The 18890-nt window shown below is 63.1% G+C and carries 17 protein-coding genes; 9 read left to right on the top strand and 8 right to left on the bottom strand.

All coding sequences use genetic code 11. The features are described 5' to 3' along the window. Positions 1-103: 103 nt before the first annotated feature. From J3A64_RS10045 to J3A64_RS10060, 4 genes are all read right to left on the bottom strand, one after another. On the bottom strand, positions 104-760 hold the full coding sequence (locus J3A64_RS10045) for an SMC-Scp complex subunit ScpB (protein ID WP_011774380.1): 657 nt from the start codon (positions 758-760) through the stop codon (positions 104-106). After that, positions 753-1676: a ScpA family protein gene (locus J3A64_RS10050; RefSeq protein WP_011774378.1), complete on the bottom strand. Its 924-nt coding sequence runs from the start codon at positions 1674-1676 to the stop codon at positions 753-755. The genes J3A64_RS10045 and J3A64_RS10050 overlap by 8 nt, the downstream gene beginning before the upstream one ends. A gap of 6 nt (positions 1677-1682) precedes the next feature. After that, positions 1683-2582 carry a ParA family protein gene (locus J3A64_RS10055; protein ID WP_011774377.1) on the bottom strand — a complete coding sequence of 300 codons (900 nt, stop codon included), beginning with the start codon at positions 2580-2582 and terminating at the stop codon, positions 1683-1685. Positions 2583-2835: 253 nt separating this feature from the next. Further along, positions 2836-4182: a C4-dicarboxylate transporter DctA gene (locus tag J3A64_RS10060; RefSeq protein ID WP_011774376.1), complete on the bottom strand. Its 1347-nt coding sequence runs from the start codon at positions 4180-4182 to the stop codon at positions 2836-2838. Between the two features lie 139 nt (positions 4183-4321). Between J3A64_RS10060 and J3A64_RS10065 the strand changes: the two genes are divergently transcribed. The 8 genes from J3A64_RS10065 (at position 4322) to J3A64_RS10100 (ending at position 13986) form a co-directional block, all read left to right on the top strand. Beyond that, a complete protein-coding gene (locus J3A64_RS10065) occupies positions 4322-5968 on the top strand; it encodes a sensor histidine kinase (RefSeq protein WP_210064224.1) in 1647 nt (548 codons plus the stop codon). After that, entirely contained in the window at positions 5965-6678 is a 714-nt protein-coding gene (locus tag J3A64_RS10070; protein ID WP_011774374.1) for a response regulator, read from the top strand. Before J3A64_RS10065 ends, J3A64_RS10070 begins: the two co-directional genes overlap by 4 nt. Before the next feature lie 57 nt (positions 6679-6735). Beyond that, a complete protein-coding gene (locus J3A64_RS10075) occupies positions 6736-8391 on the top strand; it encodes a helix-turn-helix transcriptional regulator (RefSeq protein ID WP_210064225.1) in 1656 nt (551 codons plus the stop codon). A 142-nt stretch (positions 8392-8533) separates the two neighbouring features. Then, the gene (locus J3A64_RS10080; protein ID WP_210064226.1) at positions 8534-9622 is read left to right on the top strand and encodes a class I SAM-dependent methyltransferase; all 1089 of its coding nucleotides are present in this window, start codon (positions 8534-8536) and stop codon (positions 9620-9622) included. A gap of 68 nt (positions 9623-9690) precedes the next feature. Then, the gene (locus J3A64_RS10085; RefSeq protein WP_014921338.1) at positions 9691-10332 is read left to right on the top strand and encodes a GntR family transcriptional regulator; all 642 of its coding nucleotides are present in this window, start codon (positions 9691-9693) and stop codon (positions 10330-10332) included. 10 nt (positions 10333-10342) lie between these two features. Continuing rightward, the gene (locus J3A64_RS10090) at positions 10343-11863 is read left to right on the top strand and encodes an MmgE/PrpD family protein (RefSeq protein ID WP_210064227.1); all 1521 of its coding nucleotides are present in this window, start codon (positions 10343-10345) and stop codon (positions 11861-11863) included. After that, positions 11864-12769 (top strand): methylisocitrate lyase, encoded by a 906-nt coding sequence (prpB, locus tag J3A64_RS10095; protein WP_210064228.1) that lies wholly within the window; start codon positions 11864-11866, stop codon positions 12767-12769. A gap of 77 nt (positions 12770-12846) precedes the next feature. Beyond that, a complete protein-coding gene (locus J3A64_RS10100) occupies positions 12847-13986 on the top strand; it encodes a bifunctional 2-methylcitrate synthase/citrate synthase (protein ID WP_014921335.1) in 1140 nt (379 codons plus the stop codon). 73 nt (positions 13987-14059) lie between these two features. Here J3A64_RS10100 and J3A64_RS10105 read toward each other — a convergent pair whose 3' ends face one another. After that, the gene (locus tag J3A64_RS10105; RefSeq protein WP_014921334.1) at positions 14060-14557 is read right to left on the bottom strand and encodes an 8-oxo-dGTP diphosphatase; all 498 of its coding nucleotides are present in this window, start codon (positions 14555-14557) and stop codon (positions 14060-14062) included. 56 nt (positions 14558-14613) lie between these two features. Here J3A64_RS10105 and J3A64_RS10110 point away from each other — a divergent pair, with 56 nt between their 5' ends. Further along, entirely contained in the window at positions 14614-15372 is a 759-nt protein-coding gene (locus J3A64_RS10110; RefSeq protein WP_014921333.1) for a hypothetical protein, read from the top strand. A gap of 23 nt (positions 15373-15395) precedes the next feature. Here J3A64_RS10110 and xerD read toward each other — a convergent pair whose 3' ends face one another. From xerD to J3A64_RS10125, 3 genes are read right to left on the bottom strand one after another with little or no spacing between them, the layout of a single operon-like run. After that, the gene (xerD, locus tag J3A64_RS10115; RefSeq protein WP_011774365.1) at positions 15396-16355 is read right to left on the bottom strand and encodes a site-specific tyrosine recombinase XerD; all 960 of its coding nucleotides are present in this window, start codon (positions 16353-16355) and stop codon (positions 15396-15398) included. 2 nt (positions 16356-16357) lie between these two features. Beyond that, positions 16358-17020, bottom strand: a complete 663-nt coding sequence (locus tag J3A64_RS10120) for an NUDIX hydrolase (protein ID WP_043805979.1) — start codon at positions 17018-17020, stop codon at positions 16358-16360. A 27-nt stretch (positions 17021-17047) separates the two neighbouring features. Beyond that, on the bottom strand, positions 17048-18793 hold the full coding sequence (locus J3A64_RS10125) for a CTP synthase (RefSeq protein WP_011774363.1): 1746 nt from the start codon (positions 18791-18793) through the stop codon (positions 17048-17050). Between the last annotated feature and the right edge of the window lie 97 nt (positions 18794-18890).

Consider the following 18890-nt stretch of genomic DNA (forward strand, 5'->3'; position numbering starts at 1 on the left):
CTAGCCAGCCGGGCAGACATCGTCTGCCCTTTGTCGCTGTGCACCTTGGTAAGGCGCCGTGAATCAGTATTAAGTTGCATTGCTGTGCCGGTGTGGGCCGTGGCTACATCCGGCTTGCGTCGTAGTACTCGTCGATCCCTTCCAAACCCGGGAGGTGCGGCGAGAGCTGTGGCAGTTCAGCCACCGAGCCAATGCCCATCCGTTCCAGGAAGTACGAGGTTGTCCGATAAAGGACGGCCCCCGACTCGGGATCGTTTCCGGAGTCCTCGATCAAACCACGTTGGGTAAGAGTCCGGACCACGGAATCGACGTTGACGCCGCGAATGGCAGACACCCGGGCCCGTGAGACCGGTTGCCGGTAGGCAATGACCGCCAGGGTCTCAAGCGCTGCCTGAGTAAGCCTGGTGGTCTGCCCTTCAAGGACGAATCTCCCCACGATGTCGGCGAAATCCGACCGTGAATAGATCCGCCACCCACCGGCGACGTTCCGCAATTCAAAACCCCGGGGTGCAGTACTGGCAACGGCAAAGCCGACAGCATCCACGTCCGGGGCTTTAACAGTATAGCCGCTATACTCCCGCTGCAGGTCCTGCAGCAAATCCTCGACGACGGCGACGGTCACGTTGAGCCCGGCCGCCAGCTCTTCCGAGGTGGCTGGCTCATCAATGACCATGAGGACTGCCTCCAACGCTGCTCGTGCACCGCCGGGCAGCGCTTCCAGTTCAGCCAGGCCATCCTGGACCGTTTCCTGTTCACTCACTGGCGCCACCCCCACTTCCCCCGGCTTCTGCCCCGGCTTCGTACTCCTCGCTCAGGCTGGAACTGTCCCAGCCGGCATCATCACCTGTCCACCGCACCGTCAGCTCAGCCAACGGCCCGGGTTGCTCGAAGGCAACCACGCGGTCACGGAACATCTCCAGCAATGCCAGGAATCGTGCAACCACCACCAAGGTGGTTTCGGCGTCGGCAATCAACGTCTGGAACGACAACGGCGCGCCCAGCTTCAAGCGGTAGCCCATGATTTCAGCTTGTTCCTTGACGCTGACCGGCGGAGCATGGAGGTGGTCCAAGCCAACCTCGGCAGGAGCGGAGTCCTTCGGTTTGAGTGCTTTGGCAGCAAGTTCCGCGAACTGCTCCGGAGTGTGCCGCCACACCAGTTCCGGAAGCAGCGCGGCGAAATGGCCTTCCAGTGCAACCTGCCGCGGATACCGACGGGCTTCCTGCTCCAGTTTCTCGCCCAGGATTCCGGCGATCTGCTTGAACGCCTTGTACTGCAAGAGCCGGGCGAACAGCAGATCCCTCGCTTCGAGGAGCGCTATGTCCTCGGCATCCTCTACCTCACCGGCCGGCAGGAGGCGGGCTGCCTTCAAGTCCAGCAGCGTTGCCGCGATCACCAAAAATTCGCTGGCTTCATCCAGGGCCCAGTCCTCCCCCAGCTCCTGGAGGCGCCTGATGTACTTGATGAATTCATCGGTGACGGTGGCCAACGCCACCTCGGTGATATCCAGCTTGTGCTTGGAAATGAGGCCGAGCAAAAGGTCAAAGGGACCCGTGAAGTTAGCCAGCCGTACCTCGAAGCCGGCCTTACGGGCTTCGGAAGTACCGGCGTCGGGCGCTACCGCCGGGACGGCTAAGGCCGGATCCGCTTCAACGGTGGGGGCGATTGACGGTCCCACCGTCCGCTAGGGCGCGCCGCCGCGCGAGATCAGTTCCTTGGCAAGGCGGCGGTACGCGTCAGCGCCGATGTGGTTGCCGGCGTAGCTGGTGATGGGCTCGGCGGCCACGGTGGCATCAGCAAACTTGATGGAACGCTTGATGACAGTCTCAAAGACCTTGTCCCCGAAGGCCTCCACCAGGCGCGAAATTACTTCACGGCTGTGCAGGGTGCGGGCGTCATACATGGTGGCCAGGACACCGTCCACCTGAAGGCGCGGATTGAGGCGGTCCTGTACTTTCTCGATGGTTTCCACCAGGAGCGCCACGGCGCGCAAGGCGAAGAATTCGCAGATCAGCGGGATGATGACGCCGTGGGCTGCAGTCAGAGCATTGACGGTCAGCAGGCCCAACGAGGGCTGGCAATCGATCAATACGACGTCGTAGTCGTCCTCAACGCTCTTGAGGGCGCGATCCAGGACTTGCTCGCGGGCTACCTCGTTGACGAGCTGGACTTCGGCAGCGGAGAGGTCAATGTTGGCGGGCAGGAGGTCAACGCCTTCAACACCGGTCTGCTGGATGGCATCGCGGATGTTCACCTTACGGTCCATCAGGACGTTGTAGACGGTGAGGTCGAGCTCGTGCGGATTTGCCCCGAGGCCGGCGGAAAGCGCCCCTTGGGGGTCAAAGTCCACCAACAGGACACGTCGGCCGTACTCGGCGAGTGCAGCCGCCAGATTGATGGTGGAGGTGGTTTTACCCACGCCACCCTTTTGATTAACCATGGCGATGACTCTCGCCGGACCGTGGGAGGCCAGTGGAGCGGGTTCCGGGAATTCGCGGTGAGGGCGGCCCGTGGGCCCCATGATGGCGTCTTCCAGATCGAGCTCGGTGCCTTCCAGCGTAGCTGTTCCCCGTTCGATGCTCACGTATCTAACCACTCTTTCGACGACGATCTTCCCTGCCGCTGCGCCCCCGGCGACAGCGCTGCTACCCCCTTAGGCTACAGCGCCCGACACGGTTATTTTGGGAACTTGACATTGGCCGATTCCTGAGCCTTGACCCTCTGGTTGAGGTCGAAGGTTTATATCGCTGGCATCGTCCTGCCGCGGAAACAGCGGAGGCCGGCACCCTGTGGGTGCCGGCCTCCGCCTCACTGCATAGCGTGTGGGGCGGGTCCTCTTAGACCGTAACCTTTTCGCGGTTTTCAGTTTCGGGAGCAGCCTCTTCTTCGCCCCCGTGGGCAATCATGGTCTGCTCATCGAAGGGCTCGCTGCCGGAAAGGACACGCTCTACCTGGCCATTGTCGATCTCCTTCACCCAAGTGCCTATCAGAACCGTGGCAACTGCGTTGCCTGTGAAGTTGGTCAGTGCACGTGCCTCGGACATGAAGCGGTCGATTCCTACGATCATGCCCACGCCTCCCAAAAGCTCCGGCTTGTGTGCCTGGAGGCCGGCGGCGAGGGTTGCAAGCCCGGCACCGGTGACGCCTGCAGCACCCTTGGAAGCGATGATCATGAAGACCAAGAGGGAGATCTGGGCACCGAGATCCAACGGCGTGCCCATGGCGTTGGCCACGAACAGCGATGCCATGGTCAGGTAGATAGCCGTGCCGTCGAGGTTGAAGGAGTAGCCCGTGGGAACAGTGACACCGACAACCGGCTTGGACACACCCAGATGCTCCATCTTGGCAATCAGGCGGGGCAGCGCAGCCTCGGAGGATGAGGTGGAGAAGATCAGGAGGTACTCGCGGGCCAAGTACTTCATGAGCTTGAAGATGTTCACGCCGGCAACTGCGCGGAGCAGTGTGCCCAGGATCACCACGATAAACAAGGCGCAGGTGACGTAGAAGGCCAGCATCAGGGTGAACATGCTGAGGATCGCCTGGGCGCCGGTGGCACCAACGACGGCGGCGATGGCACCGAATGCGCCCACCGGAGCCAGCCACATGATCATGATGAGGATACGGAAGACGAGGCGCTGCCCGTGACCGATAGCGGTGAGGATGGGTGCACCCTGCTTGCCCATCTTCTGCAGTGCGAAGCCAACCAGGATGGCAGCCAGAAGGGTGGGCAGGACCGGAATGTCACCGGGGATGATTCCCAAGAGGAAGTCAACGGTGCTGTTGGTATCGGCCTTCTTGGTGGGATCGTACGGGGTCAGCTTGAGACCCTCTCCCGGGTGGATCAGGTTGCCGACCACCAGGCCGATGGCGAGGGCAAAGGTGGACATTGCCACGAAGTAGCCCAGCGCCAGCCCTCCCACCTTGCCAACGGTTGCGGCTTTGGCGATGGAGCCGATGCCCAGGACGATGGTGCAGAAGATGACCGGAGCAATCATCATCTTGATGAGCTTGATGAAGCCGTCACCGAGCGGCTTGAGGGATTTGCCGACTTCGGGGAACATCAGGCCGACCACGGCGCCGAGCACTACGGCCAGGATGACCGCGATGTACAGGTAATGCGACTTGTCGAGCCCCTTGCGTCCACCTTTGGCGGCTACTGCCGACTCTCCTCGTTGAGAGGTCATGGGATTCTCCTTCTGGATACTGTGTAAGGCGCTGCGGTCCTGCACTGATGTCCAATCCGCTGCCCTTGTGTGATATCCATCATTGAGCTGTTGGTGACACACATCACCGTTGCGGTCATATTGGTCATGGGAGGCCCACGTGTTTCACAGCTGGAGCATCGCCCGCCGCTTGTTCGTGGCGAACCTGCTGTTCGTCCTGGTACTGACGGCGGTCTTCGGTGCGTTCTCCGTGGTGGAAGCCAGGGACCGGGCCTACGACGAGGCCGGCGGCAGGATGCAGGCAATCGCCACCTCCCTCGCCAACAATCCCCTGGTCCTGGAGGCGGCGTCGACGACTGATCCTTCTGCCATCCTCCAGCCATATGCGCGGGAAGTCATGGACGACGCCGACGCCGACTTCATCACCATCATGGCGCCGGACAGGACACGCTGGACCCATCCCCGGACCGAGGAACTGGGCAAGCCCTATATCGGGACGATTGAGCCCGCTCTCGGCGGCGAAACCTTCACGGAAGTGACCGCAGGAACCCTGGGCCCCTCAGTCCGAACCATCGCTCCCGTCAAGGACATCGGCGGAAACGTCAAGGCCTTGGTGGCTGCCGGAGTCACGGTCCGCACAGTGGACACCGACGTTACCGAAAGGCTGGGGGTGATTGGCGGAATCGCCTTGGTGGTCCTGTTCTTCGGATCGGTCGCCTCGTGGCTGTTAGGCCGATACCTTCGCTCGGTCACCCGCGGATGGGGCCCGGAGCAATTGGCGCAGCTGTTCGCATACTACGAGTCGGTCCTGCACTCTGTCCGCGAAGGCGTGATTCTGATTGACACTCACGGCAAGGCGGTGATGTACAACGACCAAGCCGCCGAGCTACTGGGCGTGGAGCCTTCCGACGCCGACCGGTCCCCCGATGACGCCCCGAAACTCGCCGATCTTCCCTTCGACGGCAGCCTGCGAGCGCTGTTCGAATCCGGCAGGCCCGCTCACGACGAAATCCACCTGACCGGTTCCCGGATCCTTGTAGTCAATCAGGCCCCCGCAGTGGGGCCGGTGCCTGAGCGCAGCCGACAGAAACCCGCTGTCTACGGCACGGTAGCTACCATCCGCGACCGTACTGAGATCGAGTCCCTGGGCACGGAACTGCAGACGATGAAGACTCTCTCCGATGCCCTGCGCGCCCAGACACATGAGCATGCAAACCGGCTGCACATGATCGTGTCCCTGTTGGAACTGGGCCGCACGCCGCAAGCCCTGGACTTTGCCACCAAGGACCTTGAACTCAGCCAGCAACTCACCGACGACATGGTGGCGTCCGTGGATGAGCCAGTGATGAGCGCGCTGGTGATGGGGAAGGCGGCAGAAGCCCACGAACGCGGGGTGGAATTGGTGGTGCGGACCTCGGGGAGCTCCGGCGTCCTGGGCTTGGAAATACAGGACCTGGTGACCATCCTTGGGAACCTGCTGGACAATGCAATTGATGCTGCGGCCGCCGGGGACTTCCCACGGAAGGTGGAGCTGGACGTGGAAGCCGGACCTGCCGCCGTCGAATTTACGGTGCGGGACACGGGCAGTGGCATCAATCCCGACTCCATTGATGACGTCCTGCAGTACGGCTTCAGCACAAAGTCCCCGGAAGAAAACCCGCGCGGCGCCCATGGCCGGGGCGTTGGCCTCGCTTTGGTGCGTCAGGCTGTGGAGCGGCTCAACGGTACGATGACCATCAGCAATCCCGGTGGAGCACAGTTCCATGTTCTGCTCCCGGCGCCGGTTCCCGAGGAAGAGAAGGCATGACAGACATCCGCGTCCTGGTGGTGGAAGACGAGCCGATAGCCTCGGACGCCCACTCTGTCTACGTTGGCCGCCTGGACGGCTTCACCCTGGTGGGGACGGCACCGGATGGACAGTCGGCCTTGCGCATCCTGGGCGAATTCGCGGCGTCGGGCTCCCCGGTGGACCTTGTCCTGCTGGATATGAATTTGCCGGACCTCCACGGCCTGGACGTCGCCCGCCGAATGCGTTCCGCGGGCGTCTTTGCCGACATCATCGCCATCACTGCCGTCCGGGAACTGACCATCGTGCGCAGCGCCGTGTCCATCGGCGTCGTGCAGTACCTCATCAAGCCCTTCACGTACGCCACGTTTGCGGACAAGCTCAGCAGCTACCGGACCTTCCGCGAACAGCTGGCGGGCTCGATGTCCGGGATCTCCAAAGCCGGAGCGTCGCAGAGTGACGTTGACCAGGCGTTTGCCAGCCTTCGCGCTCCCACCGATCTGCCACTGCCCAAGGGGCTCTCCGGCTCGACGTTGGAATCGGTGAAGGACCTGGTGCGGGCGGGCCGGCAGCCGGTGTCGGCAAGTGAGGTGATGGACGCGCTGGGGATGTCCCGCGTCACCGCCCGCCGGTACTTGGAATACCTTGCCGACGCCGGTACGGTCACCCGGGCGCCCCGGTACGGCACTCCTGGCCGGCCGGAGAACGAGTACGGCTGGAACCGGGGCTAGGGTCATCCCGTTCCCTGCGCCTCCGGCAGTAAGCTGGTGCCGACCCATGGAGAGCCCATGTCCCCAACGCCAATGTCCCCAGCGCCAATGTTTCCAGTGCAGCACCAGCTGATGGCAGCCCGCGAGGCGTTTGCCCGCGGAGACTGGGACGCTGCGCGTCGGGCCATGGAACGTGCTGCGAACGAAGCGGCCCTCGGTGTGGAAGACCAGGAAATCCTGGCACGCTCCAAATGGTGGCTCGGCGATGTCCAGGGCTCCATGGCCCTGTCCGAAGACATCTTTCACAGCAGGGTTGCGGATGGGCACGCCCAATCCGCCGCAAGAGCTGCCCTGATGCTTTCCCTGCAGTGGGGACTTCGCGGAAATATCGCCGTGTCCTCTGCATGGCTGAACCGTGCCCGCCTCCTGCTGGAGAGTCTTCCGGAGTCCGTTGAGCACGGCTATCTCCTTTACCTCGAGGGAAACGACGCGATCTACCTCGAAGGGGACGCCGGACCGGCGTTGTCGGCCTCCGTGCAGTTGAAAGAGTTGTCGCGCAGGCTGGTGGCCCCGGAATTGGCGAGCTTCGCCTCGATGTTGTCCGGCCTGGCTGCCGTACGCAGCGGTGACGCAAGCAATGGCTTCCGGGACCTTGACGAAGCGATGCTTCCCGTCCTGGCCGGGCAGGTGCCCGCTGAATGGGGTGGCGATATCTATTGCTCCGTCATCCACCTGTGCTACGAAATGGCTGATTATTCGCGGATGAGGGCTTGGACGGATGCCTTGGCGACGTGGTGCGCAGGGCTCTCCACGTCCTTCATGTACGCGGGCATCGTTCGCGTTCACGAACTCCAGTTGCTGAGCGCCGAAGGCAACTGGGCACAGGTGGAATCGGAGATCGCTGAGCTCGGCGAGCGCCTGAGAAATGCCCACGGGTGGATTGCCGCGGACTGCTTCTGCGAGCTGGGTGAGATCCGCCGACGGCGCGGTGATACGGCGGGTGCGGCCGCAGCTTTCGCGTCGGCCCGCGAGCTGGGAGTGGACGCGCAGCCTGGCCCCGCACTCCTCCTTGCACAGGCAGGCCGGACCGAGGCCGCCACGGACGCACTCAGGGCAGCCTTGGCCGAACGCGGACCGTTGGGACGGGCATGGCTCCTGCTGCCGATGGTGGAGCTGCTCGCGCCCGGAAATCCAGCAGCGGCCGAGATTTACTGCCGGGAGCTTGAGCTGACGGCGTCTCGCTACGGCAGCCCGGGCTTCCTGGGCCGCGCCCACCATGCCCGCGGCTCCGTCCTGATGGCTGAGCGCCGATGGCCTGAGGCGATGACCGCGCTGGAGGCCGCCGCGCAGGCATACAGATCGCAACGTCTGAGGTATGAGCTGGCAGAAATCCACGATCGTCTTGCCTCCGTCAACGCGGCCATGGGCGAGCACCGTGCTGCGGACGCGGAGCGGGCCACTGCCGCCGCTATCCGCGCACAGCTTGGCGCTGCCAACATCTCCTGGCTAAAGACCTCCGGGGAACCGGGTGGGTTGACGTCCCGTGAGGTGGAAGTGCTCAGTTGCGTACTCTCCGGTTCCAGCAATCGCCAGATCGCAGACTCGTTGACGATCTCCGAAAAGACAGCCGGACGGCACTTGGCGAACATCTTTACCAAGATCGGCGTCACGTCCAGAACCGCTGCCGCTGCCTGGGCTCGCCAGCACGGCATCCCGGAGCGTCCGAAGCTTTGATGCCCGGTACCTGCATCATTCGCCTCATGGCCCCGCAAAAGATGCAGAAATCCCCCGACGCCGTGACCGCGGTCCCAAACATAACGTGAAGTTGCGGGCAACTGGCCGGGCGAGTCGGCCACCGGAACACAAAGGACTGGCCATGAACAACATCCAGACTGAACAGCACCAAAGCCCCACGCCCACCCGGGACAGCGTGGAACAGGCCGCGGGCCGGATGATCGGAATCCTCAACGACTCCTCCATTGCCCTGCTCATCGGCGTTGGACATCAAACGGGCTTGTTCGAGACCTTGGCGGCTCTGCCGGCAGCCGGGAGCGATCTGATCGCCGATGCTGCCGGCCTTAACGAGCGCTATGTCCGGGAATGGTTGGGCGGGATGACCTCGGCTGGGTTTGTCGACTACCAACCGGACCGTGGAACCTACAGCCTTCGTCCGGAATTCGTGCCCGTCGTTACCGGGCCCGGAACCGAAAATCTGGCGCGAACGCTGCAGTATGTCCCGCTGATGGGAGAAGTTGCCCCGAAGGTGGCGCAGGCATTCCGGACGGGTGGCGGAACGAGCTACGACGACTACCCGCGGTTCCATCACATCATGGCTTCCGAAAGCGCCGCGGTGAACGACGCATCACTTGTTGAGACGATCCTTCCCCTGACGGGCTGCGTGGATGCACTGCGCCGTGGAATTTCAGTGGCCGACATCGGTTGTGGCGAGGGGCATGCCATGAATCTGCTGGCGGCCACTTTCCCTGCCAGCACTTTTACCGGTTACGACTTCTCAGGGGAGGCATTGGCTACTGCCTCCGACGAAGCCTCAGCAGCGGGACTGTCCAACGTCCGGTTTGAACTCCAGGATGTAAGCCGCCTGGAAACCGAGGAGCCGTTCGATTTGGTGACAGCTTTTGACGCCATTCACGACCAAGCCCGCCCGGCTGAGGTCCTGAAGAACATCCGGGCTGCGCTCAAGCCGGAAGGAACATTCCTCATGGTGGACATCAACGCTTCAAGCCGCTTGGAGGACAACGTGGAGCTCCCGTGGGCAGCGTTCCTGTACACCATCTCAACCTTCCATTGCATGGCAGTTTCGTTGGGGCAGGGCGGCGATGGTTTGGGTACGGTGTGGGGCAAACAGCGGGCAACGGACATGCTTCTGGATGCGGGTTTCCGCGCGGTGGAGGTGAAGGAACTGGAAGAAGACCCCTTCAATGCGTACTACGTTGCAAGGCCGTGATGTATACACAGAACGAATTTTTCGGGCCTTTAGTGCCATAAAGCTGCCGATATGTATACAATGGGGATATGCGCGCCAGTGATCGGGCTTACAACGCCCTTCGTGAAGACATCATTGAGTGGCGTCTCCGTCCGGGCACCGTCCTCGCCGAAGTGGAGCAGTCCGAACGCCTCGGAGTGTCCCGGACCCCGGTCCGGGAGGCGCTGAGCCGGCTGACCGCGGAAGGACTGACGACGGCGGCAGGCGGCCGCGGCGTCGTCGTCACCGATATTTCGCTGGACAGCATCGACGAACTGTTCGAACTGCGCGAAACCCTCGAGGTCAGGGCGGCCGCCTTGGCCGCCCAGCGCGGCGAACCAGGTATCTTCGCCGAGCTGCACGCCCAACTGGTGCTGGCACCTGAGCTGCTGAGCGACAACGACCCCGCGCGCCACGAGTACTACGCCTTGGTAGGCCGCTTGGACGACGCCATCGATTCGGCCATCTCCAACACTTACCTGGCCAATGCCATGCGCAGCCTCCGCGTCCACTTGGTCCGCGTCCGCCGCCTGGCAGCCGACGACGCCGCCCGGCTTCATGCCGCAGCTGCAGAACATGCCGCGATCGCCGAGGCCATCGCCGCAGGCAACCCCCGGCTCGCCGAAGCCGCCACCACGCTTCACCTGCACCGCAGCCTCACCCACGTCAAAGCCACCCACACCCCTCATTAGAAGGAGCACCATGGTCAAGAACAATCACGTCCGCGTCTACAAGAGCGAAGAGAACCTCCCTCGCGAGGAGCAGCTGGCACACAAGATCGCCGTAGTCGCCGCCGACGCAGTCGAGGTGACCCCGGAGGTCACCGATATGGTGATCAACCGGATCATCGACAACGCCTCCGTGGCCATCGCCTCGCTGAACCGGGCACCCATCGTCGCGGCCCGCGCTCAGGCACTGACCCACGCCCCGTCCGCCAATGGCAAGGGCGCCTCAGTGTTCGGCATCGAAGAGCAGGTCTCCCCCGAGTGGGCCGCCTGGGCCAACGGCGTGGCCGTCCGCGAACTCGACTACCACGACACGTTCCTGGCCGCGGATTACTCCCACCCGGGGGATAACATCCCGCCGATCCTGGCCGTCGCCCAGCACGTTGGCTCCAACGGCGCCGACCTTGTCCGTGCCATCGCCACCGGCTACGAGATCCAGGTGAACCTGGTTAAGGCCATCTGCCTGCACAAGCACAAGATCGACCACGTCGCCCACCTCGGCCCGTCCGCCGCCGCCGGCATCGGCACCCTTCTTGGCCTGGATGTTGAGACGATCTTCCAGTCCGTGGGCCAGGCCCTGCACACCACCACCGCCACCCGGCAGTCCCGCAAGGGCGAGATCTCCACGTGGAAGGCCCACGCCCCGGCGTTCGCGGGCAAGATGGCGGTTGAAGCGGTGGACCGTTCGATGCGCGGACAGACCTCCCCGGTGCCGATCTACGAAGGCGAAGACGGCGTGATCGCCTGGATGCTCGACGGCCCGGATGCCTCCTACGAGGTTCCGCTGCCGCTGCCCGGTGAAGCGAAGCGCGCCATCCTGGACACTTACACCAAGGAACACTCCGCCGAGTACCAGGCCCAGGCGTGGATCGACCTCGCCCGCAAACTCCACAAGGAGCACCCGGAAACCACGGACCCGGCCAACGTCGCCTCCGTGCTGATCAAGACCAGCCACCACACGCACTACGTGATCGGTTCCGGCGCGAACGATCCCCAGAAGTACTCCCCGACCGCGTCCCGCGAAACCCTGGACCACTCCATCCCATACATCTTCACCGTCGCCCTGCAGGACGGCGCCTGGCACCACGTGGACTCCTACGCCCCCGAACGCGCAGCACGCCCGGACACCGTGGAACTCTGGCACAAGGTCACCACCGTCGAAGACCCCGAATGGACCCGCCGCTACCACTCCCTGGACATCGCAGAGAAAGCCTTCGGCGGCACTGTTGTCATCACACTCACGGATGGGTCTGTTGTCACGGACGAAATCGCCGTGGCCGACGCCCACCCGCTCGGTGCCCGGCCGTTCGCCCGGGAGCAGTACATCAACAAGTTCCGCACCCTTGCTGCCGGTCTCGTGGAGGAAGCCGAGATCGAAAGGTTCCTCGCCGCCGTCGAACGCGTCACCGAACTCGGCGAAGGCGAACTGGACCAGCTGAACATCACCGCAGCACCCGGCGTGATCGACCTCGCAGCAGCTCCCAAGGGACTGTTCTAAATGCTGTACTCAAAAGTCACCCCCGAACAGAAACGCCTCAAGCTGCGGGAGTTGCTGGCTTCCGGGACCGTGCAGCAGTTCCCGGGAGCGTTCAACCCGCTCTCGGCACGGCTGATCGAGGAAAAAGGCTTCGCCGGGGTCTACATCTCCGGGGCCGTCCTGGCCAACGACCTCGGCCTGCCGGACATCGGCCTGACCACCCTCACCGAGGTAGCCACCCGGGCGGGGCAGATCGCCCGGATGACGGACCTGCCCTCCTTGGTGGACGCCGACACCGGCTTCGGTGAACCCATGAACGTCGCCCGGACCATCCAGGAACTCGAAAACGCAGGCCTGGCCGGCTGCCACATCGAGGACCAATTCAACCCCAAACGCTGCGGCCACCTGGACGGCAAAAACGTGGTGGACATCGACACCGCCACCAAACGCATCCGCGCCGCAGCAGACGCCCGCCGCGACCCGAACTTCCTCATCATGGCCCGCACCGACATCCGCGCCGTCGAAGGAATCCAGGCCGCACAGGACCGCGCCAAAGCCCTCGTAGAGGCCGGCGCTGACGCGATCTTCCCCGAAGCCATGGCCACCCTGGACGAATTCCAAGCCATCCGAGACGCCGTGGACGTACCGATCCTGGCCAACATGACCGAGTTCGGCAAAAGCGATCTCTTCACTGTGGACCAGCTTCAAACCGTAGGCGTGAACATGGTCATCTACCCCGTCACGCTACTCCGCATTGCCATGGGAGCTGCAGAGCGTACTCTGGAATCGATTAAGGCTGCGGGGACCCAAGAAGCGCAAGTGGAAAACATGCTCACGCGTGCGCGCCTCTACGAACTCGTCGACTACGAGGCATACAACCAATTCGATACCGGCGTTTTCAACTTCCAGGTTCCTGGCATTCGCTAGGTCCCGGGATTCATACAGGGGAAAGCAGGTAGCCCGGGGCTTCCGGGCCGCTTGCATTATGAACGAAGGAGAGCAGCATGGTAGCTGTTGACATCAAAAAGGGCCTTGCCGGCGTCGTGGTGGATTACACCGCCGTATCAAAGGTCAACCCGGACACCAACTCGCTGCTGTATCGCGGCTACCCGGTCCAGGAACTGGCCGCCAAATGCAGCTTCGAAGAGGTCGCGTACCTGCTGTGGAACGGCGAACTGCCCACTGACGCAGAGCTTGCGGAATTCACTGCCCGCGAGCGTTCCGGTCGCGCCTTGGACCCCGTGGTCAAGTCCGTTGTGGATACCTTGCCCACCACTGCTCATCCCATGGACGTGTGCCGCACGGCAGCATCCGTGCTCGGTGCCCGGCACGAGTTGGCCGAGGATTCCACCCCCGAGGCGAACATGAAGAAGGCAATCGACCTCTGGGCGGCCATGCCCGCCGTCGTTGCCTACGACCAGCGCCGCCGCCGCGGCCAGGAGCCTGTGGAACCCCGCGAGGACCTGGACTACTCCGCCAACTTCCTCTGGATGACCTTCGGCGAAGAGCAGGTTCCCGAAGTGGTGGAGGCGTTCAACGTCTCCATGATCCTCTACGCCGAGCACTCCTTTAACGCATCAACCTTCACGGCACGTGTGGTCACCTCCACGCTCTCGGACCTGCACTCCGCTGTTACTGCCGCGATCGGCGCTCTCAAGGGTCCTCTGCACGGTGGAGCCAACGAAGCTGTGATGCACACGTTCGACGAGATCGGCATCCGCAGCGAAGAATCCCTCGAGGAAGCCGCCACCCGCGCCCGTGCCTGGATGGAAGACGCCCTGGCACAGAAGAAGAAGGTCATGGGCTTCGGACACCGCGTCTACAAGCACGGCGACTCCCGTGTGCCCACCATGAAGGCCGCCCTGGACAAGATGATCGCCCACTACGGACGGCCCGAACTCCTGGGGCTGTACAACGGCTTGGAGCAGGCCATGGAGGAGGCCAAGGCGATCAAGCCCAACCTCGACTACCCTGCCGGCCCCACGTACCACCTCATGGGCTTCGACACCCAGACGTTCACCCCGCTGTTCGTGGCCAGCCGCATCACCGGCTGGACCGCGCACATCATGGAGCAGGTGGCTTCCAACTCACTCATCCGCCCGCTGAGCGAGTACAACGGTCCGGAAGAACGGCACGTGCCGTAACGCTTCCGGACTAAAGCAGGAAGAACGACGGCGGGCCGGTCACCGAAAGGCGACCGGTCCGCCGTCGCTATTTCTACGACTCGGGGTCCACCCAAGCAACCGTGTGGACGTCAGCCACATTCTCGTTATCTGCCGCCAAGGCCACCGTTACGGCGATGCGCTGGCCGGAAATCATGGCCGGCAGCCAGTGTTCGGCGTCAGCCCACATCCGATTCACGGGAAGCTGTGCCACAGGGAACCACGCAGGGGCAATCTCGTCGCTTTCCGACGGTTCCCCGTCCCACTCGCGGGTCAGGAACACAGTAGTTGCCATGTTCCACTCCGGCCTGGCCGGGAACACAAAGTCCACAGTGCCCGCAGGAATCAGGTCCTTCGCCTGAACCACAACATTGATTTCCTCCATGACCTCACGGCATGCAGCCTCCGAGGCGGTCTCCCCCGCTTCAACATGCCCGCCGACACCCACTACCTTGCCCCTGCCGAAACCCGTCTTCTTGGTCCCGAGCAAAACATGTTCGCCGTCCGCGGCGTCGCGGAGGAGGAAGCACAAGGTCACATGGGCTGCAGTCATGCTGCCTACCTTAACCTGATCTCCCCTGCCACTGCCGCCATTGCTACAGTGAGCCCATGACTGAAGGTGGGGGTGACGCGCGCGCCAATGCGGCCGCCGTCGAAGACGATGCAGAACCGCCGTCGAAGCGAGGTATCGGTGCCGCAGAAATGGTCCCCAATGCTAAGGCTGAACGGGACTCCTGGCTACCCCGTTGGTTGGTGGCGCACCCGCTCTATGCAGGTTGGGCGTGGACTGTGGTGTGGGCAGGGCTGATCGTCTTGGACGAGGTGGTGGACCTTGCCGGATGGACCTGGTACCTGCTTGTCCTCGTAGCGGCGCTGCCCACGCTAATCTCCACGCTGGTGGTGCTGCATGCCACGCCACGAAGCCACCTGCGTGCGGTGGACGCGACAGTCCTGGGCCACTTCTTCGTCCGCTTCCTCGCATTAGTGGCAGCGTTCATGGTCTGGGCAGCGTCGGTGGTGATGAGTGCCTCGATCTCCACCACTGTCCAGTCCGTGATTGGCGATTCCGAAAAGGAAGTCACGGCTCTGGGTTTCAACCTCATGCTGGCCGCAGTTCCGCTGGTGCTCTCCATCCTGTGGATGGCCTTCATTGTGCGCTGTGCATGGTTCCTGCGGCGTTTGCGGGGCTGGCGGCAGATACCGCTGAAGACACGCGTACCGAAGAAGTTCCTGCGCGGGCGCCCAAGGCTCAAGCGTGTAGTAGTGGGGCTCGCGCACCCCGGGCTGTTGCTCGTAGCTGGCTTGGGGACGTCGCTGCTGGCGTTGTTCGTCGACGCCGTGGAGCTGACGCTGAACGTGCTCGAATAGCTCTGGTTATCCGAGCGCTCCGGTTATCCGAGCGCTCTGGGATGCGCGGCTGCGTAGACCTCACGCAAAGTGTCCGCTGTGACCAGGGTATAGACCTGCGTGGTGGTCACGGACGCATGTCCCAGCAACTCCTGGACCACCCTGACATCCGCACCGCCCTCCAGGAGGTGGGTGGCGAAGGAATGGCGCAGCGTGTGCGGCGAGACATCTTTGGTGATGTTGGCCTTCTCGGCCGCCGTCTTGAGGATGGTCCACGCACTCTGCCTGCTGATCCGGCCACCACGGGCGTTGAGGAACAGCGCCGGAGTGCCTTTGCCCTTGGACGCCAGCAGCGGCCTGCCGCGGACAACATAGGCCCCGACGGCGCGGGCACCAAAAGAGCCCAGAGGAACCAGACGTTCCTTGGAACCCTTGCCGAACAGCCTCACGATGGCAGGGTCACCGCCGGTGTCTTCGAGGGAGACGTCATCAACATCCAGTCCCACGGCCTCGCTGATGCGGGCCCCTGTGGAGTAGAGAAATTCAAGCAGTGCGCGGTCACGGAGACCGGTAGCGGTATCCGAGCCGGCAGCTTCCAGGATGCGCGTCACTTCACCAACGCTGATGGCTTTTGGAAGCCGTTTGCCTGGCATAGGCGGGTGGACATCGCTGGCGGGGTCCGCCGTCGTGGTTCCTTCGAGCGCCCAAAACTTGTGGAGTCCACGTACAGCCACCACGGTGCGGGCGGCGGAGCGGACGCCCAAAGCGGCGGCGCCATCGGAGCCGTCGGACAATGCCTGGACGAAGGCTGTCACGTGGTGCCGTGTGATACTTCCGGGCTGTTCCACACCTTGGGCCGCCAGGAAGTTGGAGTATCGGGCGAGGTCCCTACGGTACGCAGACAAAGTGTTTGCCGCCAAGCCGCGTTCCACACCAACGTGCTGGAGATAGTCGGTTATTGCGCGGTCAACGCCGTTGGCGGTTCGAGTGGCGGCCTCGGCCATGCTCAGCGCTGGCTCGGATGAGCCGGCCAAGGCGCATTGGCTGGCCGAAGGCTGGTGAAACCATCGGCCTTCGCGGCAGCGGCGGCAAGGATCCCCAGCACCGCAGAAGGATTGTGCAGCCGGCCTTCCAGCACTGCCTTCACGGCTTCGTCGAGCGGCACCCAGTGAAGTTCAATCTCGGCCTCTTCATCGGTGCGGACGTGGCGTTCCGCCACAGGGACGTCGCTGAGGCCCCGTGCCAGATAGATCCGGACTGCCTCGCTGGAAGAACCCGGCGAGTTGAAGAAGTCCACAAGGACGTTCCAGGTAGCGGCCACCAGGTCGGCTTCCTCTGCCAGCTCCCTGGCCGCGCCCACCACGAAATCCTCGCCTTCGACGTCCAGCAGGCCGGCGGGAATCTCCCACAGATCCATGGCCACGGGATGCCGGTACTGCTTCAGCAGCAGAATCTCACCGTCCACGTTCATGGGCAGCACTGCCACAGCGCCCGGGTGGTCGATGTAATCACGAACCAGGGTGTCCGTGCCGTCGCTGAGTTGGAACGAGTCGCTGACAACGTCCCAAATGCGGCCTTCGTACACCTTGCTGGTAGACAAAAGACGGCGCGGGCTCGGCATGTCCGAAACCTGCCTTGATGTGCGGGGGGTTTCAGAAATACCGGGCATCGCGCCGTCCTTCACTAGTACTTGCGTTTACTTGGCAGCTACCGCGCGGGCACCGGTCTTGGTGGCCACGGGCGCACCTTCGCGACGCTCCAAGGCAGCCTTGACCAAACCTGCGAACAGCGGGTGGGGGCGCGTGGGGCGGGAGCTGAGCTCCGGGTGCGCCTGCGTTGCCACGTAGTACGGGTGGACTTCACGGGGAAGCTCCACATACTCCACCAGCTTGCCGTCAGGAGACGTACCGGAGAACACCAGGCCCTCGGCAGCGATCTGGTCACGGTACTTGTTGTTGACCTCGTAGCGGTGGCGGTGGCGTTCGCTGACGGTGGTGGTGCCATAAGTCTCGGCAATGACCGAGCCTTCGTCCAGCTTGGCTTCGTAGAGGCCCAGGCGCATGGTGCCGCCAAGGTCTCCCTTGCCTTCCACGATGTCCAGCTGCTCTTCCATGGTGGCGATAACCGGGTACTTCGAATCCGGCTCGAACTCGCTGGAGGAAGCACCTTCAAGGCCAACTACGTTGCGTGCATACTCGATCACCATGCACTGCAGGCCCAAGCAAAGGCCCAGGACCGGGAGCTTGGTTTCACGGGCGAACTTCAACGCGCCCAGCTTGCCTTCGAGGCCGCGGATACCGAAGCCACCGGGAACGCAGATGGCGTCCACGCCGGCCAGGGACTTGGTTGCACCGGCCAGGGTTTCACACTCGTCCGACGGGACCCAGCGGATCTTGACCTTGGCTTCGTTGGCAAAACCGCCGGCGCGAAGTGCCTCGGTGACCGAGAGGTAGGCGTCCGGAAGGTCGATGTACTTGCCCACCAGGGCTACCTCGACCTCGTGCTTGGGGTTGTGGACAGCTTCAAGCAGCTTGTCCCACTTGCTCCAGTCAACGTCCTTGAACGGCAGATCCAGTGCACGGACGATGTAGGAGTCCAGGCCCTGCGAGTGAAGGGTCTTGGGGATGTCGTAGATGCTGGGTGCGTCAGCGGCGTTAACCACGGCGTCGATGTCGACGTCGCACATGCGGCCGATCTTCTCCCGCATGGCATCGGGCACTTCGCGGTCCGAGCGGATCACGATTGCTTCAGGCTGGATACCAATGGAGCGGAGAGCCGCCACGGAGTGCTGGGTGGGCTTGGTCTTCAGTTCCTGGGAAGGACCGATGTACGGGACCAGCGAAACGTGCAGGAAGAAGACGTTGTTCCGGCCCACGTCCTGGCGAACTTGCCGTGCAGACTCCAGGAACGGCTGCGACTCGATGTCGCCAACCGTGCCGCCGATTTCGGTGATGATGACGTCCGGAGCGTTTTTGCCTTCGGCAGGCAGGCGCATGCGGCGCTTGATTTCATCGGTGATGTGGGGAATGACCTGAACGGTGTCCCCGAGGTATTCGCCGCGACGTTCCTTGGCGATAACGGTGGAGTAGATCTGGCCCGTTGTGACGTTGGCCGAACCTTCGAGGTTCTCATCAAGGAAGCGCTCGTAGTGACCAATGTCGAGGTCTGTTTCGGCGCCGTCATCAGTCACGAATACTTCGCCGTGCTGGAAGGGGTTCATCGTGCCCGGATCCACGTTCAGATAAGGATCGAGCTTCTGCATAGTTACAGACAAACCACGTGCCCGCAGCAGGTGACCGAGGCTGGAAGCCGTCAGACCCTTACCGAGCGAGGACGCCACACCACCGGTGACGAAGATGTGTTTGGTCGTCTTGGACGAGCCCGGGAACCGGGAATTTACACGGGAATTTGATCGCTGCACCACGGAATTCGAGCTTATCATCAATTACGCCTTCCAAGCGTCCGTTCGGATTCCCCAAATGGTCAATAGTTGCTCACCACCGCGGTCCAAGCAAGACCCGGGCGGGATTAAGTGCACT

Source organism: Pseudarthrobacter sp. PvP004 (genome assembly GCF_017876035.1).
GTDB lineage: Bacteria > Actinomycetota > Actinomycetes > Actinomycetales > Micrococcaceae > Arthrobacter > Arthrobacter aurescens_A.